The organism is Actinoallomurus sp. CA-150999 (assembly GCF_050942425.1).
Taxonomy (GTDB): Bacteria; Actinomycetota; Actinomycetes; order Streptosporangiales; family Streptosporangiaceae; genus Actinoallomurus.
Genome location: NZ_CP192063.1, coordinates 6,174,497 through 6,190,357 on the forward strand (window position 1 = coordinate 6,174,497; position 15,861 = coordinate 6,190,357).

The 15,861-nt window shown below is 68.2% G+C and carries 17 protein-coding genes; 10 read left to right on the forward strand and 7 right to left on the reverse strand.

Going from position 1 to position 15,861, the window contains the following annotated elements:
• The first annotated feature begins 168 nt into the window (after positions 1–168).
• From sodN to ACQP2O_RS28625, 3 genes are all read left to right on the forward strand, one after another.
• Positions 169–579, forward strand: coding sequence for a superoxide dismutase, Ni (sodN, locus tag ACQP2O_RS28615; RefSeq protein WP_433170318.1), 411 nt, complete (start codon positions 169–171; stop codon positions 577–579).
• Between the two features lie 115 nt (positions 580–694).
• The gene (locus tag ACQP2O_RS28620) at positions 695–1,372 is read left to right on the forward strand and encodes a pentapeptide repeat-containing protein (RefSeq protein WP_433170320.1); all 678 of its coding nucleotides are present in this window, start codon (positions 695–697) and stop codon (positions 1,370–1,372) included.
• A gap of 135 nt (positions 1,373–1,507) precedes the next feature.
• The gene (locus tag ACQP2O_RS28625; RefSeq protein WP_433170322.1) at positions 1,508–2,065 is read left to right on the forward strand and encodes an EF-hand domain-containing protein; all 558 of its coding nucleotides are present in this window, start codon (positions 1,508–1,510) and stop codon (positions 2,063–2,065) included.
• A gap of 121 nt (positions 2,066–2,186) precedes the next feature.
• On the opposite strand, the gene ACQP2O_RS28630 is transcribed toward ACQP2O_RS28625, so the two are convergent.
• Genes ACQP2O_RS28630 through ACQP2O_RS28640 form a run of 3 tightly spaced genes read right to left on the reverse strand, consistent with a single transcriptional unit; the run spans position 2,187 to position 5,100 of the window.
• A complete protein-coding gene (locus ACQP2O_RS28630; RefSeq protein ID WP_433170324.1) occupies positions 2,187–3,293 on the reverse strand; it encodes a hypothetical protein in 1,107 nt (368 codons plus the stop codon).
• Positions 3,290–4,348 (reverse strand): serine hydrolase domain-containing protein, encoded by a 1,059-nt coding sequence (locus ACQP2O_RS28635; protein ID WP_433170326.1) that lies wholly within the window; start codon positions 4,346–4,348, stop codon positions 3,290–3,292. The genes ACQP2O_RS28630 and ACQP2O_RS28635 overlap by 4 nt, the downstream gene beginning before the upstream one ends.
• The gene (locus ACQP2O_RS28640; RefSeq protein WP_433170328.1) at positions 4,345–5,100 is read right to left on the reverse strand and encodes an IclR family transcriptional regulator; all 756 of its coding nucleotides are present in this window, start codon (positions 5,098–5,100) and stop codon (positions 4,345–4,347) included. The genes ACQP2O_RS28635 and ACQP2O_RS28640 overlap by 4 nt, the downstream gene beginning before the upstream one ends.
• A 171-nt stretch (positions 5,101–5,271) precedes the next feature.
• Between ACQP2O_RS28640 and ACQP2O_RS28645 the strand changes: the two genes are divergently transcribed.
• The 6 genes from ACQP2O_RS28645 (at position 5,272) to ACQP2O_RS28670 (ending at position 12,135) form a co-directional block, all read left to right on the forward strand.
• Positions 5,272–6,825, forward strand: a complete 1,554-nt coding sequence (locus ACQP2O_RS28645) for an ABC transporter substrate-binding protein (RefSeq protein ID WP_433170330.1) — start codon at positions 5,272–5,274, stop codon at positions 6,823–6,825.
• Positions 6,822–7,805, forward strand: a complete 984-nt coding sequence (locus ACQP2O_RS28650; protein ID WP_433170332.1) for an ABC transporter permease — start codon at positions 6,822–6,824, stop codon at positions 7,803–7,805. Before ACQP2O_RS28645 ends, ACQP2O_RS28650 begins: the two co-directional genes overlap by 4 nt.
• Positions 7,805–8,713, forward strand: coding sequence for an ABC transporter permease (locus ACQP2O_RS28655; RefSeq protein WP_433170334.1), 909 nt, complete (start codon positions 7,805–7,807; stop codon positions 8,711–8,713). Before ACQP2O_RS28650 ends, ACQP2O_RS28655 begins: the two co-directional genes overlap by 1 nt.
• Positions 8,710–9,966: a threonine synthase gene (locus ACQP2O_RS28660; RefSeq protein WP_433170335.1), complete on the forward strand. Its 1,257-nt coding sequence runs from the start codon at positions 8,710–8,712 to the stop codon at positions 9,964–9,966. The genes ACQP2O_RS28655 and ACQP2O_RS28660 overlap by 4 nt, the downstream gene beginning before the upstream one ends.
• 115 nt (positions 9,967–10,081) lie before the next feature.
• A complete protein-coding gene (locus ACQP2O_RS28665; RefSeq protein WP_433170336.1) occupies positions 10,082–11,113 on the forward strand; it encodes an ABC transporter ATP-binding protein in 1,032 nt (343 codons plus the stop codon).
• A complete protein-coding gene (locus ACQP2O_RS28670) occupies positions 11,110–12,135 on the forward strand; it encodes an ABC transporter ATP-binding protein (protein WP_433170338.1) in 1,026 nt (341 codons plus the stop codon). Before ACQP2O_RS28665 ends, ACQP2O_RS28670 begins: the two co-directional genes overlap by 4 nt.
• 100 nt (positions 12,136–12,235) lie before the next feature.
• Here ACQP2O_RS28670 and ACQP2O_RS28675 read toward each other — a convergent pair whose 3' ends face one another.
• The 4 genes from ACQP2O_RS28675 to ACQP2O_RS28690 all read right to left on the reverse strand — a co-directional run bounded on the left by ACQP2O_RS28675 (position 12,236) and on the right by ACQP2O_RS28690 (position 14,757).
• The gene (locus ACQP2O_RS28675) at positions 12,236–12,469 is read right to left on the reverse strand and encodes a hypothetical protein (protein WP_433170340.1); all 234 of its coding nucleotides are present in this window, start codon (positions 12,467–12,469) and stop codon (positions 12,236–12,238) included.
• Between the two features lie 553 nt (positions 12,470–13,022).
• A complete protein-coding gene (locus ACQP2O_RS28680; protein WP_433170342.1) occupies positions 13,023–13,814 on the reverse strand; it encodes a tRNA(His) guanylyltransferase Thg1 family protein in 792 nt (263 codons plus the stop codon).
• Entirely contained in the window at positions 13,811–14,401 is a 591-nt protein-coding gene (locus tag ACQP2O_RS28685; protein ID WP_433191182.1) for a LysR family substrate-binding domain-containing protein, read from the reverse strand. The genes ACQP2O_RS28680 and ACQP2O_RS28685 overlap by 4 nt, the downstream gene beginning before the upstream one ends.
• Positions 14,377–14,757, reverse strand: coding sequence for a LysR family transcriptional regulator (locus ACQP2O_RS28690; protein WP_433170344.1), 381 nt, complete (start codon positions 14,755–14,757; stop codon positions 14,377–14,379). Before ACQP2O_RS28690 ends, ACQP2O_RS28685 begins: the two co-directional genes overlap by 25 nt.
• A 12-nt stretch (positions 14,758–14,769) precedes the next feature.
• Between ACQP2O_RS28690 and ACQP2O_RS28695 the strand changes: the two genes are divergently transcribed.
• Entirely contained in the window at positions 14,770–15,816 is a 1,047-nt protein-coding gene (locus ACQP2O_RS28695; protein WP_433170346.1) for an aldo/keto reductase, read from the forward strand.
• Positions 15,817–15,861: the final 45 nt, after the last annotated feature.

Below are 15,861 nucleotides of genomic sequence, written 5' to 3' on the forward strand. Positions count from 1 at the left end.
GCGCACGTCCGGCTGGGATCCACCAGACTCGCTGCCCGTCCCGGCACAGCCAAACCCGCGCGACGGGAACGCGCCGGTTTGACCTCAAGTTAGCTTCAGGTTCTAGCGTTGTCGCGGAAGGCGCGGCATCAAGGTCGGCGCCGTCTCCATGACACCGAGAGAAGAGAAATGATGCTGATGCTCACGCGGTTGCTCGCCCCCAGAACCGAGGTCCATGCCCACTGTGACCTGCCGTGTGGTGTGTACGACCCGGCTCAGGCCCGCATCGAAGCCGAGTCGGTCAGGGCGATCATCGGCAAGGCGGCTGACAGCGGCGACCCCGACTTCCGCGCTCGCGCCCTCGTCATCAAGGAGCAGCGTTCCGAGCTGGTCAAGCACCACCTGTGGGTCCTGTGGACCGACTACTTCAAGCCTCCGCACTTCGAGAAGTACCCGCATCTGCACCAGCTGTTCAACGAGGCCACCAAGCTCGCCGGCGCGGCCGGCACCAAGGGCACCGTTGACCTGGACGTGGCCGACCAGCTGCTCGCGAAGATCGACGAAATCGCCGTGATCTTCCAGGAGACCAAGAGCGCCTAGCCGGGTGCGCTGACTGTCGGCGTTACGCCGTCGACAGTCAGCCGCGTCCGATCTGCCCGGATGGTGACTCGTGCGCGGCATGCTTCTTCCAGATGTTCGCCGATACGCTCGGACAATGCCGAACTCCCGTGGCGTGACTCGGCGTCGCACGCCGACCGCTCCCAGGCTCCCGCGCCAACTGACGCGCATCGCCGTCGCCGAGCAACCGGTCGGAGACGATCAGGTGTTGTTGTCCCTGGAACTTCATGGCAGCGGCTGGACCGGGATACAGGCCGAGGACATCGAGGTGAATCGGTGCCGGTTCACCAATGCTCAGATCCCCAATGTGGTTCTGCCGCGGGCCCGGCTCGAGGATGTCGAGATGACCCGCTGCGATCTGGCCAACATGCAGATCGTCGATGGGCAGATGTCCGCCACCCACCTGGCGAACTCCAGGCTCACCGGGCTGGCATGGATCGACTGCGGCATGCGCGATGTCGTGTTCACTGACTGCCGCGCCAACCTCGCCCGGTTCCGGATGTCGACGCTGCGGGATGTTACCTTCCGCGACTGCGACCTGACCGAGGCCAGTTTCCAAGCCGCCACCTTCAACGGCGTCCTGTTCGAGAACTGCCGCCTGATCGGCACTCAGTTCTCCCAGGCGAAGATCATCGACGCCCGGTTCAGTGATTGCGATCTGTCAGGCGTCGGCGGCGTCGAGAGTCTTCGCGGCGCTACCGTGTCGGCCGCCGACGCGCAGAGCCTCGTGTCGGCCCTGGCCTCCGCGTTCGGCATCAAGATCGAGGAGAATTAGGACCAAAGAGCCCGGGTCGCCAGTGCGATCGCTCGTACTGTTCGACGACCGTCGCCGGGATACGCCAACTGAGGCTTCTCGCAAATACTTACTTAATGTATGCTATTGATCACAGTTAGCGATCGGAAGGTTCCCATGAACCACGAGTCCGCACAGGTTGATTCCGGCGCCCACGAACGACTGCTACTGCGATTCCGCATACTCGACTCCGACGACAACGGCTACCTGGACGAGACCGACTTCGACCGGCTCGCCACCAAGGTGCTCAGTGCACTGGGCGAGCCGCGCGAGTCGGCGAAGGGCCAGGCGGTTCTCGACGGGCATCACCGCTTTTGGGCGGGCCTGTGCGCGTCTCTCGACGCCGATGGCGACGGCCGGATCAGCCTGGCCGAATACCTCGCCAGGTTAGGCGACCCCGGCGACGCGGAACAGGCCGTGACCGACTACGCGACATCAATGGCCGCGCTGGTCGACCGAAACGACGACGGATACGTCGAACGGGACGACTTCCTCACCTGCATGACCGCGAGCGGGTTCGCGGAGGCCAACAGCGCGGCCGTGTTCGAGGAACTGGACGAATCAGGCGATGGCCGGATCCCGGTCGACCATTGGGCCGCGGCGATCGTGGACTGGTACAAATCCGAGCGCACCGACATCCCCGGCCATGTCCTCGTCACGCCGCCTGACGCTTGATCAGACACCATGCCGGACTTCGGTTGGCGCCGCCCGAGACGAGTGAGCGTGCCGTCGCCGGCGGACCCGGGCGTATCCGCCGAGTTGCCCGACCCGCCGCAAGCGTCCTGGTCGGCGGCGGCTATACACCTTGGCGCGGATCGATCGACGTCACGTGCCCGTTCGTGACGGTCGCCACCGGGACGATGTGCGAGGCGGGCGCCCGTTCGTCACCGCCGGCGTCACGGTAGACGCGCTTCGGAGGGGTGGAGTGCGTCAGGCGGAACACCGTCGCGTGCCGTACGGTGCCATCGCCGTCGATCCAGGGCTCGGGGGTACGCAGGATGCGACGCGGCCGCTCCGTCACCGCCGCGATCACGGACTCGATCGGCAGGCCGCAGCTCAGCAGTTTGGTCATGGTCGCGGGAAGGTCGTACACGGGCCCGCCGATATTGCGCACGTGGACGTCGGTGCTGATGGTGTGGGGCGGGAATCCGGCCGCGATCGCCCGGCTCGCGACGGCGAAGCTGAAGCTCGCGGCCCCATGACCGACGTCGAGCAGCACCCCCCGGTTCAGCGCGCTCGCCAATGCCGGCTCGGGCCGGCCGTCCGGCCGCCAGGGGTTGCCGGTCTTGTCGTGGTAGCAGTGGGTGATCGTGTCGCCGTCGTCGAGCAGGTCGAGCACGTCCTCGATCAACGGTGGCGGCTCTCCGATGTGGACGAGCAGCGGGAGCCCGGCCTCCCGAGCGACCAGCCGGCCGAGTTGCAGGGGCTGCAGTCCCATCGCTCCGACGATCAGCCCGCTGGAGCGTACCTTGACGCCGCAGACGATGTGGCGGTGCCGGTCGATCGCCGCGAGCGTGGCGTCGACGTCGACGTTCCGGATGTCGGCGGTCTCCCGCAGGTGCACCAGACCGTAAGAACCGATGTTCACCCAGGCCCGCACGCGTACGTCAGCGGCCGGAATTACGTACTTCGCCAGTCCGTCCAGTGTCTCGGCACCCGCGCTGCCGGCGTCCGCGACCAGGTGCACCCCGGTGGCCAGGCCGACGTCGTCCGGCGGCACGCCGATGGTCGTCATGCCGTCATAGACGTGCGTGTGCAGGTCGACCCAGCCGGGGCTCACACACAGCTCGCCCGGCGGTCGCTCGTCCGGTGACAGCGACACGGTGCCGTCGGCGCGAGACTCCAGCCGGCACGTGCGTGCGGCACCGGAGTCGATGACGCGCAGCGGCTCGCCGAGGATCATGACGCGGACCTCCCCGCCAGACAGGCCGTGACGGCAGCGTTGTGGAACACCCGTCGTAGTCGGGTGATGGCGTCGGAGCTACGGACCGGGTGGACGCGGTTGGTGAGCAGGACGACGAACACGTCGAGTTCCGGGTCGACCCACAGACTGGTACCGGTGAAGCCGGTGTGCCCGTACGCCGCGGGGGTGAGCAGGTCGCCGCCGCTGCAGTGGTGCGGGTCGCGGCCCTGCCAGGCCAGCGACCTGCGCAGGGGCAGGTGGTCGGTCCGGGGTTCGGTCATCACCGCGAGCGTGCGTTCACCGAGGACTCGCCCGCGCCGTCCGCGACCGCCCCGGCACAGGGTCTCGCCGAGCGCGGCCAGGTCGGGCAGTGCGCCGAAGAGACCCGCGTGGCCGGCGACGCCGCCGAGGACCTCGGCGTTCTCGTCGTGGACGGTGCCTTGGACGACTCGGCCCCGCCACGGGCACTCCTCGGTGGCCGCCGCGCGCCGGCGGTCCGTCTTCGGCAGGAGGTACCGCGTCGCGTCCATGCCCGCGGGTTCGGTGACGCGCTCACGCACCAGGACGTCGAGCGGTGTCCCTGCGGCGCGCTCGGCGATCAGACCGAGCAGGATGAAACCGGCCGAGCTGTACTCCACGGCGGTGCCTGGAGGGAAGCGTGGCGGCAGACGGCCCAGCGCGGCCAGGAGTTCCTCGCGGATGCCGTGGCGGCGCCACAGCGGCTCTTGCCCCGGTAGGCCGGAGGTGTGGGTGAGGAGCTGGAAGACGGTCAGCTCGGCCAGGTCCGTGCCGGCGTACTCCGGCAGATGTGCGGCGACCGGGTCGTCCAGGGTCAGCTCGCCGGACTCGACCAGTGCCATGGCGGCGAGCCCGACGATGGGTTTGGTCACCGATGCCAGATCCCACAGGGTGTCCTCGCGCACCGGGTCGCCGCCCCACGACAGGCTGCCGAGAGTGCCGCTCGCGGCCGTGCCCGTACTGCCGCCGTACGCCCAGGCCGCGCCCGAGAACGTGCGCTCGCGCAGTGCGCGGGCGAGATGGGTTTCGGGGGTCATATGTCGTTCCGCCGCCCCAGCGCCGAGGAGATGCGGTCGGCCGCCGTCACCACGAGCGGTCCGAGCACCCCGACGTCGTCGTCGTCCAGCGTGTAGGTCAGCGCCGACACGCTGGCGGCGCCGATGGGAATGCCCTGCCGGTCGCACACGACGGCGCCGACGCAGCGGACGTCCCGCTCGTTCTCTTCGTCATCGACCGCGTAGCCGCGCTGACGTACGGCGGCCAGTTCCTCGAAGAGGCGATCCGGCTCGACGATCGTCGCGGGGGTGTGCCGGATCAGCGGCGACGTCGCGGCGATGATCGCCCGTACCTCCTCCTCGGGCAGCGATGCCAGCAGCGCCTTGCCGATGGCCGTGCAGTGCAGGGCCACTTGCATGCCGACGCGTGAGGACATCTCGTACGGCTGCCGGCCCGCGGCCTTCGCGAGGTAGACCGCGACCGTGCCGCTGCGCACGGCGAAGTGCGCGTTGTGCCCGGTCTGCCGCTGCAGGTTCTCCAGGATGGGCTTGGCCACGGCCCCCAGGTCACGGTCGGCCAGAGCCGAGCCGGCGAGGGCGAGCAGCGCGGGGCCGGACGCGTACGCCCCGTCACCTCTGGTGACCGCGTAACCCTCCGCGGTGAGGATCTGCAGGATCCGGTGCGCGGTCGCCTTGTTGATGCCGGTCCGTTCGGCGATGTCGGCCAGCCGCCGGGGCTGGTCCGGGCTCGAGAGCGCGCGCAGCACGGCAAGCGTCTTCTCAACCGAGTTCATGACTGCACCTAACAAACGTCAAGGGTTGACCCGGAATGGCGCAATGCGCGATATTCAACCATACGAGATGCCGTTCCACAATACGAAACGCAGATGAGTGCGACGTCCCATCCCTCGCCCTTCCTCGTTGTCACCCAGGGCGCGGGCGGGGCGGGAGGAGGGAACCCTCACGTGACCGAGCGCACCATGATGGGCCGCCGGGACCTGCTCAGGTTCGGTGGCCTCGCCGTCGCCGGACTGTCGATGCCAGGCCTGCTCTCCGCGTGCAAGGCCGGGTCCAACCCCGCCACCAAGGCCGGTAAGGAGCTGCGGGTCGCCCAGGCCGTCGACGCGACGACGCTGGACCCGCAAAAGCAGGGCGATCTGTTCTCGATGAACGTCCTCATCAACGTCTTCGACACGCTGACCGTGCACGATGCCAACGACAAACTTGTCGGCGGCCTCGCCGAGCGCTGGGAATCGGTGTCCCCCACGACCTGGCGCTTCCACCTGCGCAACGGCGTGACCTTCCACAACGGTGAGCCGTGCGACGCGAACGCCGTGAAGTACAGCATCGAGCGACTCATCGACCCGGCCACCAAGTCACCCATCGTCGAGTTGCGTCTCGTCACCAAGGTCAACGTCGTCGACGCCCACACGGTGGAGGTGCTGACCAGCCGGCCGGACCCGATCCTGCCCGCGAAGATGTCGCTGTTCGGCGGCGTCATCGTGCCACCGGGCTACATCAAGGGCCAGGGCGACGCCGCGTTCGCCGCCAAGCCGGTGGGCACCGGCCCGTTCGTCTTCCAGTCCTGGCAGCGCGACGGCCAGATCGTGCTGACCGCCAACCCGAAGTACTGGGGCGGCAGGCCGGCCTTCGACAAGCTGACCATCAAGGTGATGCCCGACCCGGCCGCATCCCTGGCCGCGCTCCAGTCCGGCGAGCTGGACATCGTCTCCGGCCTGACGCCCGACGCGGCACAGCAGTTGAACGGCACGCCCGACATCAAGGTCGTCACCGCGCCGGGCATCCGCACGTTCTTCGTCTCCCTCGACACGCTGAGCGGCGGGCCGCTGGCCAAGAAGGAGGTGCGGCAGGCGCTGAACCACGCGCTGGACGTACCGACCTTGATCAAGTCGGTGCTCAACGGGGCCGCGCAGCAGGAGTCGACGCTCGTTCCGCACCAGTCATTCGGCTTCGATCCCTCGACGCAGCCCTTCGCCTACGACCTGGCCAAGGCCAAGAATCTGCTCGCCCAGGCCGGCTACGCCTCCGGCTTCACCGTCAAACTGACGGCCTCCTCGACCGACAAGGACATGGTGCAGGCCATCTCCGGCCAGCTGCAGAAGGTCGGCGTCAAGGCCGACGTGTCGCTCATGGACGCCGCAACGTTCAAGCAGCGACTGCTGTCCTCCAACAAGCAGGCCCTCGGCCCGATGTACTTCGTCGGCAACACCGGCTGGACGCTGGACGCCGAGAGCAACCTGCAGTCCTTCATCCGGCACGACCGCCGCCAGAGTCGCTGGAACAACGCCGCTGCGGACAAGCTCATCGACGTCGAGGAGAACTCCATCGACCAGGCCGAACGCAAGGCGGCGTTCACGAAACTCCAACAGCTGATGATCGACGAGGCGCCGTTCCTGTACCTGTACCAGATCAGCAATCTGTACGCGATCAACGATCGGGTGCAGTGGAAGACGAACTCCGTCGGGACTCTGGCGCTGGCGGGCGCCAAACTCGTATGAGCGCCGACCTGGCGGCACGCCCGATGCGGCGCCTGCCACGCGTGCCGATCGGCGACCGCACTCTGTGGTCGTTCGTCGGCCGCCGGATCGGCAATGCGGTCTTGGTGCTGTTCTGCGTCGCGACCGTGTCGTTCTTCCTGGTCAGGCTCGCCGGCGACCCCGTACGCCAGATGCTTCCGCCCGACGCCACGGCCGGCCAGGAACGCGCGCTGCGGGCCGCTCTCGGGCTGAACCGGCCACTGGCGAGCCAGTACGTCTCCTATATGACCGGCCTGCTCCACCTCGACCTCGGGCAGTCGCTGTTCTTCCATCGCCCGGCGTTCGACGTGATCGCCGAGCGACTGCCCGCCACGGTCCAGTTGGCGGTCGGCGCCCTCGTCGTCGCACTGGTGGGGGCGATCCCGGCGGGCATCGTCTCCGCGCTGCGGCGCGGGACGGCCACCGACACCTCCGTGATGGCGGTCGTCCTGGTGGGCCAGTCGACGCCGGCGTTCTGGTTCGGGATCCTGCTCATCCTGGTCTTCTCCGTGAACCTGCAGGTACTGCCGGCCTCGGGCATGGGTGACCTGTCCCATCTCGTATTGCCCGCGGTCACGCTCGGGCTGTACTCGATGGCGATGATCGCGCGACTGTTGAGGTCGTCGCTGGTCGACGTGCTGGGCGAGGACTACATCCGTACGGCACGGGCCAAGGGACTGTCCGGCTTGCAGGTCGTCATGTCGCACGGCCTGCGGAACGCCTCCCTGCCGGTGATCACGGTGGTGGGCCTGGAGATCGGAAGCCTGCTCGGCGGGGCGATCCTCACCGAGCAGGTGTTCTCCTGGCCCGGCGTCGGGCGTCTCACGATCGAGGCCATCACCTACCGCGACTACCCGCTGATGCAGGCGAGCGTGCTCTTCCTGGCATCGGTGTTCGTCGTGGTGAACCTCGTCGTCGACCTTTCCTATGCCGTTCTGGACCCTCGAGTGAGGCTGAGCTGATGGCCACCGTGACGATGGACGCCACCTCCAAGGCCCGGCCCGTGTCGGCCTCGATGCTGTCCGGTGTACGGCGGGCGCTGCGCCGCAACCACGCCGCCAAGGTCGCGCTCGGTGTTCTCGTGCTGGTCGTGGTGGTCGGCGTCTTCGCGCCGCTGATCGCACCCCACGACCCGAACGCCCAGCACCTGGATCTCAAACTGCGCCCGCCGTTCTGGTCGGCCGGGCATCAGCCCGGATACCTGCTCGGCACCGACAAGCTCGGCCGCGACGTGCTGAGCCGGATCATCTACGGCGCGCGGATCTCGCTGCTGGTCGGCGTCGCCGCGACGCTGTTGTCCGGTGTCGTCGGGACGGCGATCGGCGTGATCAGCGGCTACTACCGCGGCTGGCGCGAGCAGGTGTTCATGCGCCTGGCCGACATCCAGCTCGCCTTTCCCACGATCCTGCTCGCCCTCGCGATCATCGCTGTGGTCCAGCCCGGCGTCTGGATCCTGATCCTCGTGCTCGGCCTGACCGGCTGGGTGTCTTACGCCCGTGTCGTACGCGCCGAGGTCCTGTCGCTGCGCTCACGGGAATTCGTCGTGGCGGCGCGCGCGATCGGCGACAGCGACCGACAGATCATGGTCCGTCACCTGTTGCCGAACCTCACCGCACCGCTGATGACCATCGGCACCCTCCAGGTGGCGGCGATGATCGTCGCCGAGGCGTCGCTCAGCTATCTGGGCCTCGGCGTACCACCGTCCATACCGACCTGGGGAGGCATGCTCGCCGACGGCCAGCTCTATCTGCGCAGCGCCTGGTGGATCGCGGTGTTCAGCGGCGTTGCGATCATGCTCACGACATTGGCGATCAACGTAACCGGCGACATGCTCCGCGACGTCGCCGACCCGAAGGCGTACAAGAAATGAATCTGGCCTCCCATTACGTCTGCGACGACTGCCACGCGCGCACTCCGGCGGACGTCCCGGCCCTGCTGTGCGACGCGTGCGGCGGGCTGCTCGAGATGGCGTACGACCTGACCCGCGTGCCGGCACGCGACATCCTCGCCCGCGCGGCGGAGCACCGGGAGATCGGCGTGTGGCGCTGGGCCGATCTGCTCCCGGTCCCTGAGGGGACCGAGCCGCTCTACCTGGGCGAGGGCGACACGCCGCTGCTCACCACCCGCCGTCTCGGCGAGACGCTGAACATCCCCAACCTGATGATCAAGAACGACACGCTGATGCCGACCGGCAGCTTCAAGGACCGGGGCTTCGCGATCGCGGTCGGCTATGCCCGCGCCTTGGGGGTGAAGCAGGCGTTCACCTACAGCTCGGGCAACGCCGGTGCATCGTTCGCGACGTACGCGGCACGGGCCGGAATCGACGCCACCGTGCTGGTGGAGGACTCCGCCCACGAGTCGAAGATCGCCGCGATCGGCCTTTACGGTGCGCGGGTGCTGCGGCTGCAGTACCGCTCCAGCCTGGAGATCTTCGCGAGTGTCAGCGCGCTGACCAGGGCCGGCCTGTACTCATTCGTCAACTTCATCAACCCGATCCGGCATGAGGGGATGAAGACCTACGCGTATGAGATCTGCGAGGCCCTCGGCTGGAAGGCCCCCGACGTCATGGTGCACCCCGTCGGCACGGGCGGTGGCCTGTGGGGGGCCTGGAAGGGCTTTCGGGAGCTACGGCAGATGGGGGTCATCGACCGGCTGCCCCGCATGATCGGCGTGCAGCCGAGTGCCTCGGCGCCCATCGTGCGAGCCTTCAACGAAGGGCTTCCCTCCGCCGCACCGCACGGTGACGCCACCCGTACCGTGGCACAGAGCATCGCCGGCGATGCCCCCATCCAGGGGGGAACCCGCGTGCTTTCCGCGATCTACGCGTCGGGCGGCCGTGCGGTCGCGGTCGACGACGGTGACCTGTTCGAGGCCATGCGGCTCCTCGGCGCCGAGGGCGTGACGGCCGAGCCGTCCGCGGCGGCCTCGGTCGCCGCGCTGCTACGGGCCCGGTCCCAGGGCTGGGTGTCCGAGAACGACACGGTCGTCGCGGTCATCACCGGGTCCGGGCAGAAGCAGCCCGACGTTCTCGTACGCGCGGCGCCCCCACCCGCAGGCGACGTCCGAGCCGACCCGGATGAGCTGCTGAAGTGGTTCGGCGACCGTATGGACAACGGCCGGTGAGCGCCATCGATCGGCTCGCCGAGTGCGTCGCGCTGCCCGGACGGGTGGTCGCCGACGCCGTCGACAGCTACGAGGGAATCGCCCGCCGCCTCTTGGACCGGGAGCGTGAGTAGCCGTGCCCGTACTCGAGATCAACGACCTGCACGCGGAGTTTCGGCTGGACACCGGAACGGTCCGCGCCGTCAACGGCGTGTCGTTGTCGGTGGATGAGGGCCAGACCCTCGCCATCGTCGGCGAGTCCGGCAGCGGCAAGACGGCCACCGCGCTCTCCGTCCTGCGGCTGCACCCGACCCCACCGTGCGTGTACACCGGCGGTGCGATCATCGCAGGCGGGCGCGACCTGCTGAAACTCCCCGAACGCGAAATGCGCCGGGTCCGCGGCAACGAGATCGCGATGATCTTCCAGGATCCGATGACCAGCCTCAACCCGGTCAAGACCATCGGCGCGCAGATCGCCGAGTCGCTGCGCCGGCACCAATCACTGTCGCGCGGCGAGGCGCGCGAACGAGCGGTCGCCGCGCTGCGCGAGGTCGGCATCCCCAATCCGGAGGATCGGGCGGGTCAGTACCCCCATCAGTTCTCCGGAGGCATGCGCCAGCGCGCGATGATCGCCATGGCGCTCGCCTGCAGGCCGCGGCTTCTCATCGCCGACGAACCCACGACCGCCCTGGACGTCACCGTACAGGCGCAGATCATGGAGCTGATGGCGGATCTCCAAGACCGGTTCGGGATGGCGATCCTCTTGATCACACACGACCTCGGCGTCGTGGCGCAGGCCGCCGACCAGGTCCTGGTCATGTACGCCGGGCGGCCCGTCGAGTCGGCCGGCGTCGATGACCTGTTCGAACGGTCGTTGATGCCGTACACCCGTGCCCTGCTCGCCTCCATGCCCCGTCCGGACGTACCCGGCGGCGCGGACCTCGATCCGGTCCCCGGCACACCGCCCAACCTGCTCGATCCGCCCTCCGGGTGCGCGTTCCACCCGCGCTGCGCGTTCGCCGTGCCGCAGTGCACGCGGCAGACGCCGCCGCTGGAAGAGAAGGCCCCCGGTCACGACGCCGCCTGCATTCTCCCCGAAGGCGGCCGCACGACCGGGGCCGACGGGCCGGGCAGCGTGGCCACTCGATCCGCGAAGGAGAACCGATGAACGCCGCGCCCGAGCCGCTGCTGTCCCTGCGCGGCGTCCGCAAGGAGTTCCCGGGCCGCGGGATCGGTCATGGCGCGCCCGTCGTCGCCGTCGACGACGTGTCCCTGGACGTCCATCCCGGAGAGACGCTCGGACTGGTCGGTGAGTCCGGCTGCGGCAAGACCACCCTCGCCCGCGTGATCCTGCGGCTCATCGACGCCACCGCCGGAGAGGTCTGGTTCGACGGCCGCGACCTGCTGACGCTGCCCAAGCGCGCCATGCTCTCCGTACGACAGGACCTCCAGGTCGTCCTGCAGGATCCGTACGCCAGCCTGAACCCGCGGATGCGGATCTGGCAGATCATCGCGGAGCCGCTGATCACCCACCGTAAGGTGCCACGGGGCGGACGCGGCCGAGCCGCCGCCCGCGAAAGAGCGGCCGAACTGCTGGACGCCGTGGGGCTCGACACCTCCACGCAGGACCGTTACCCGCATGAGTTCTCCGGCGGGCAACGGCAGCGCATCGGCATCGCCCGCGCCCTGGCGCTAGAGCCCAAACTCGTCATCTGTGATGAGCCGACCAGCGCCCTGGACGTCTCCATCCAGGCGCAGATCACCAACCTGCTCAAGAAACTGCAGCGCGAACGCGGCCTCGCCTACCTGTACGTCTCACACGACCTGTCGATGATGCGCCAGATCGCCGATCGTGTGGCGGTCATGAACCTCGGCCGCATCGTCGAACTCGCCGACGCCGAGGAACTGTTCACGAATCCGCGGCATCCCTACTCCCACTCCCTCCTGTCGGCCGCGCCGATCGCCGATCCGAAGGCCGAGCGAGCACGCCGCCGCGTCGTCCTGCGAGGTGAACCGCCATCGCCGACCTCACCTCCCTCCGGCTGCATGTTCCGTACCCGCTGTCCGGCCGCTCGGAGCGACTGTGCCGAGACCCGGCCGCCGCTCGAGGAAAAGGACGTGCCTCGGCACGCGGTCGCCTGTCTCTTCCCCGTCCGCGAGACGGCGGAACTGCTGACCGAGACCCCCTGAAAGGGAGAAACGGCGATGCCTTCTCGCCGAAACGCGGTCGCGACGAGTGGGCCACCTTCGAACTGATCGCCGACGAACGATGCCGGGGGCCGCAGTGCCGTCAGCGCCAGATGCCGAAGACGAAGTGGCCGAACAGCCACACCATGAACAGCAGCAGGGCGATGTGCAGCACCGACCAGTGCCAGATCGGCATTCCTTCCTGCACGCCGAACCAGCGCCAGACCGTATCGGAGAGCGTGTCTTTCGGGTTGCGGATGAGCGCGATGGTCTCGGGGACAGCGAACCCGATGACGATCCAGGCGGCCCAGTACCATCCCCAGCCGTTCATGCGCATCCCTCACACCTCGGTTCAGTTGATGTACAGCAAACCAGCGCTGCACTTCGGATCCGCTTTGGCTTCTAGGATGGCCGCGCCGCCCTCTGCGGTGAATTACTCCCGGCGGCGACAATCATGTGCCGGGAGCATGGCCACTCCCGAAAAAGTAGAAAGCCCCCGGCGCTACATGCGTCTCGGAGGCAGATGTCTCGATGTTGATTCAGATCTTTGCACGCAGGTGGCCGCTATGTCCAATTGCGCCACGCCGGAACTGTTGCGAGCGTTACGCCGCGAGTTCCACGCGGCAGGCCATGCCTTCGTGTGAGGGTCGGACACACACGAAGCGCCCGTCTGCGAGTCGGACAAGGTGCTCATCTTCCTCGACCGGGTACAGCACGCCGTCCCGGTCGAGGAGGACACCACCGCTTGGAAGCTGGGAAGTCATAGGATCATTGTGTCGGGTCGGGGTGACAGTCGGCCAGGCGATTATGTTCGCCTGCGGATAACCGTCACGGCGGAAGAGTTGTCCGGAACCACCGCAGTCCCAGCAGCGGGACAGGGCTGGAGTCGGTCATACCGGCCTCCCGGCGTCGATGGCGGGCATGACGGGGATCGTTGCAGCGAGCCAGCCGTCCGGGTCTGCGGCGAAGTGCGGCGCCGGCTCGGTCTCCCACCACGAGCGCACAGCCGTCGTGGTGACCTCCTGCTGCGTACGGCGGTCCGTGTAGGTGACCGGGCGCTCACCAGTCTTCCGCGTGACGACACGACCCAGCTTGCAACCGGTCGGGTAGTCGTTCCAGTCGATGCCCTTCTCCTGCCTGAGAAGCTCCTGCATCTGATTTGTGTTCACTCGGTGGAGACGCTTGTGGGAGAAGTGTGCTTGCGCGGCCATGCTGATGGAGTTGCGGACCGCGTCGCGCTGCCGCCAGAGGAAGTAGTTCGCGACCTCGACCGGGTCGGGGATCGTGAAGACGCGGGCATCGAACAGTGCCCGGCCGGCGCGCTCGTAGACGTCGTTGAACGCGACGGTGGCGACCGAAGCGGCGATGGACACCATCTTCTGCACGCCGCCTGCGAACCACGGCTCCGTGCCGGGCGCGGCAAAGTCCGTCAAAAGGATGGAGGCTTCGTCGGATTGGGTGTAGCCGAACACGGCCCCTGAGATCTCCTCGCACAACGCCGTGGTGACGGCGTCCATGGCGGCGATGACGTTCTCGTCGAAGGGCTTCTCGGCGTGGCGGAGGAGGCTGTGGAAGGCCCTCCCATCACTTCGAATGATGGCGAAGGTTCGGCGCGGCAGGACCGTTCGGGTGGCCTGCTCGTACTCCTTCATACGGTCGGCGAGGGTGATTTTGTCGGTCACGCATCCTCCTGAGCCTCTGTGGCCTCACGTGCCGTGTCCGTCTGCCGAGGATCGCCGGTGTGGCCGGGGGCGGGTTCTGGGCTGCCAGTGTTGATGATGTTGAGGGTGCGCTGCGTTTGATCCCAAATACCGAGACGCCAGGTCGTCAGGCCGACGTCGGGAGCGTCAGCGGGCTCCCTGGGCTTCGCCACCGCGCCGCAACCGATCTCACAATCACACCAACCGGTCGGCGACTGGTTGCTCGGCGACCAGGCGAGTGCCATGTCCCAGAGTGGGAGGTCGTCTTGGATCGGGCGGTAGACGACCTGGCTCGGATCGTGCGGTGGTGTTGGTGAGATGAGAAGGGAGATGCCCAGGCCGGCGGCGACGAGTGCGGGGATGGTCTGGAGCTGGGCCTCCTGCACGATCCGTGGGCTGAAGCCTGCGGCCAGACAGCAACCGATGATCGTGTCATGGACGATCGGCCCGGAATCTCGGAAATAGAGCACGAACGACTCGTCGGCCAGTGCGGCGAGGGGAACTCGTTCGTACCCCGCGAGCCGGTGGGTCGCCGGGAGGGCTGCTACGAGCGGGCCGACTGGACGAATCCCAGCCGGAGGGAGCCGACCTCGCCGGCGTGGGCGCGTTTGGCGTCGCGTATGACTTCGTCGCCCCGGTGAAGCAGCTCGCGGGCCCCGGCGACCACGATCTCACCGGCCGGGGTCAGGACGAATCGCCTTCGTGCCCGAGAAAAGAGAGGCATGCCGAGGTCCTTCTCGATGGCGGCGACCTGCCGGCTAAGCGAGGGTTGGGTGACGCCGAGCCGCTCGGCCGCACGGCCCACGTGCAGTTCATCCGCAACCATCAACAGGGCGCGCAGCTGGCGCTGTGAGGTCGACATCATGCGCAAGACGCTATGAGATAACAACGATTTACACATTGGACGCATCAGCGGCTCGCTCATAGCCTCTCCCGCATGACAACGGAGAAGGCGACATCCCCGATGGGCACCAGGAATCTTGGCCCGCTCCAGGTGACCCGGCTCAGCCTCGGCACGATGCTCATGGGCGGCCGGACACCGCGCGACGAGTCGTACCGGATGCTGGACCGCTACCTCGAGGCCGGCGGCAACTTCCTCGACACCGCGGACGTGTACGGCGACGGGGAGTCCGAGCGCACGCTCGCGCCGTGGCTGGCCTCGCACCGGGATGAGGTCGTTGTGGCCACGAAGGTCGGCATGCCAGTCTCCGACCCGCCCGGGAAGGGCCTCGCGCCCGACCGCGTGCGCGCGGCGTGCGACGCGAGCCTGAGGCGGATGGGCATCGACGTGATCGACCTCTATCAGGTCCACGCACCGGACCCCGACACGCCGCTTGAGGACACGCTGGAGGCGCTCGACGGCCTTGTGCGCGCGGGCAAGGTACGGGCGCTCGGCGCCTCGAACTTCCCGGCGTGGCTGCTCGCCTGGGCGGTCGGGCTGCAGGACCGCAACGGCTGGGCGCCGTTCGTCTCACTGCAGCCGCAGTACTCGCTCGTGGAGCGCTCAATCGAGGTGGAGGTCTTGCCGTTCTGCCGCGCCGCCGGCATCGGCGTGATTCCGTGGGGGCCGCTCGGGGCCGGCTTCCTGACCGGGAAGTACTCGCGCGACGCCGAACCACCGGCGGGCTCGCGGATGGCCGGCGCCGGGGACAGTCTCGAGGAGGCGCGCCACCGCCGCGCGATCGAGCGCAACTTCCGCGTGGTCGATGAGGCGGAAGCGATCGCGCGCGACAAGGGTGCGACGATCGCGCAGGTCGCGCTCGCCTGGCTCCTCGGCGTCGAGGGCGTCGTCGCGCCGATCGTCGGCCCCCGCACCTTCGCCCAACTCGAGGGCCTGCTCGGAGCGATGGACATCACGCTAACGGAAGCGGAGCACATGCGGCTGGCCGCGCACACGCCGCCGCCGGAGATGTACCCCTACCGGATGCTTTCGCAGCAGCTCGATCTGGGGGAGCTCGCGCAGCTGAACCGCAGCCGCTCTTAGCTGAAGCCGGATGCACCCGCCCTGGGACTGGGGAGTCGTCCCCGG

Bases quoted from the DNA above. Each gene is read 5' to 3' on its own strand.
- ACQP2O_RS28620 (WP_433170320.1), top strand. From the start codon at position 695: ATGCCGAACTCCCGTGGCGTGACTCGGCGTCGCACGCCGACCGCTCCC.
- ACQP2O_RS28660 (WP_433170335.1), top strand. From the start codon at position 8,710: ATGAATCTGGCCTCCCATTACGTCTGCGACGACTGCCACGCGCGCACT.
- ACQP2O_RS28630 (WP_433170324.1), bottom strand. From the start codon at position 3,293: ATGATCCTCGGCGAGCCGCTGCGCGTCATCGACTCCGGTGCCGCACGC.
- ACQP2O_RS28635 (WP_433170326.1), bottom strand. From the start codon at position 4,348: ATGACCCCCGAAACCCATCTCGCCCGCGCACTGCGCGAGCGCACGTTC.
- sodN (WP_433170318.1), top strand. From the start codon at position 169: ATGATGCTGATGCTCACGCGGTTGCTCGCCCCCAGAACCGAGGTCCAT.
- ACQP2O_RS28695 (WP_433170346.1), top strand. From the start codon at position 14,770: ATGACAACGGAGAAGGCGACATCCCCGATGGGCACCAGGAATCTTGGC.
- ACQP2O_RS28670 (WP_433170338.1), top strand. From the start codon at position 11,110: ATGAACGCCGCGCCCGAGCCGCTGCTGTCCCTGCGCGGCGTCCGCAAG.
- ACQP2O_RS28690 (WP_433170344.1), bottom strand. From the start codon at position 14,757: ATGAGCGAGCCGCTGATGCGTCCAATGTGTAAATCGTTGTTATCTCAT.
- ACQP2O_RS28640 (WP_433170328.1), bottom strand. From the start codon at position 5,100: ATGAACTCGGTTGAGAAGACGCTTGCCGTGCTGCGCGCGCTCTCGAGC.
- ACQP2O_RS28625 (WP_433170322.1), top strand. From the start codon at position 1,508: ATGAACCACGAGTCCGCACAGGTTGATTCCGGCGCCCACGAACGACTG.
- ACQP2O_RS28655 (WP_433170334.1), top strand. From the start codon at position 7,805: ATGGCCACCGTGACGATGGACGCCACCTCCAAGGCCCGGCCCGTGTCG.
- ACQP2O_RS28650 (WP_433170332.1), top strand. From the start codon at position 6,822: ATGAGCGCCGACCTGGCGGCACGCCCGATGCGGCGCCTGCCACGCGTG.
- ACQP2O_RS28675 (WP_433170340.1), bottom strand. From the start codon at position 12,469: ATGCGCATGAACGGCTGGGGATGGTACTGGGCCGCCTGGATCGTCATC.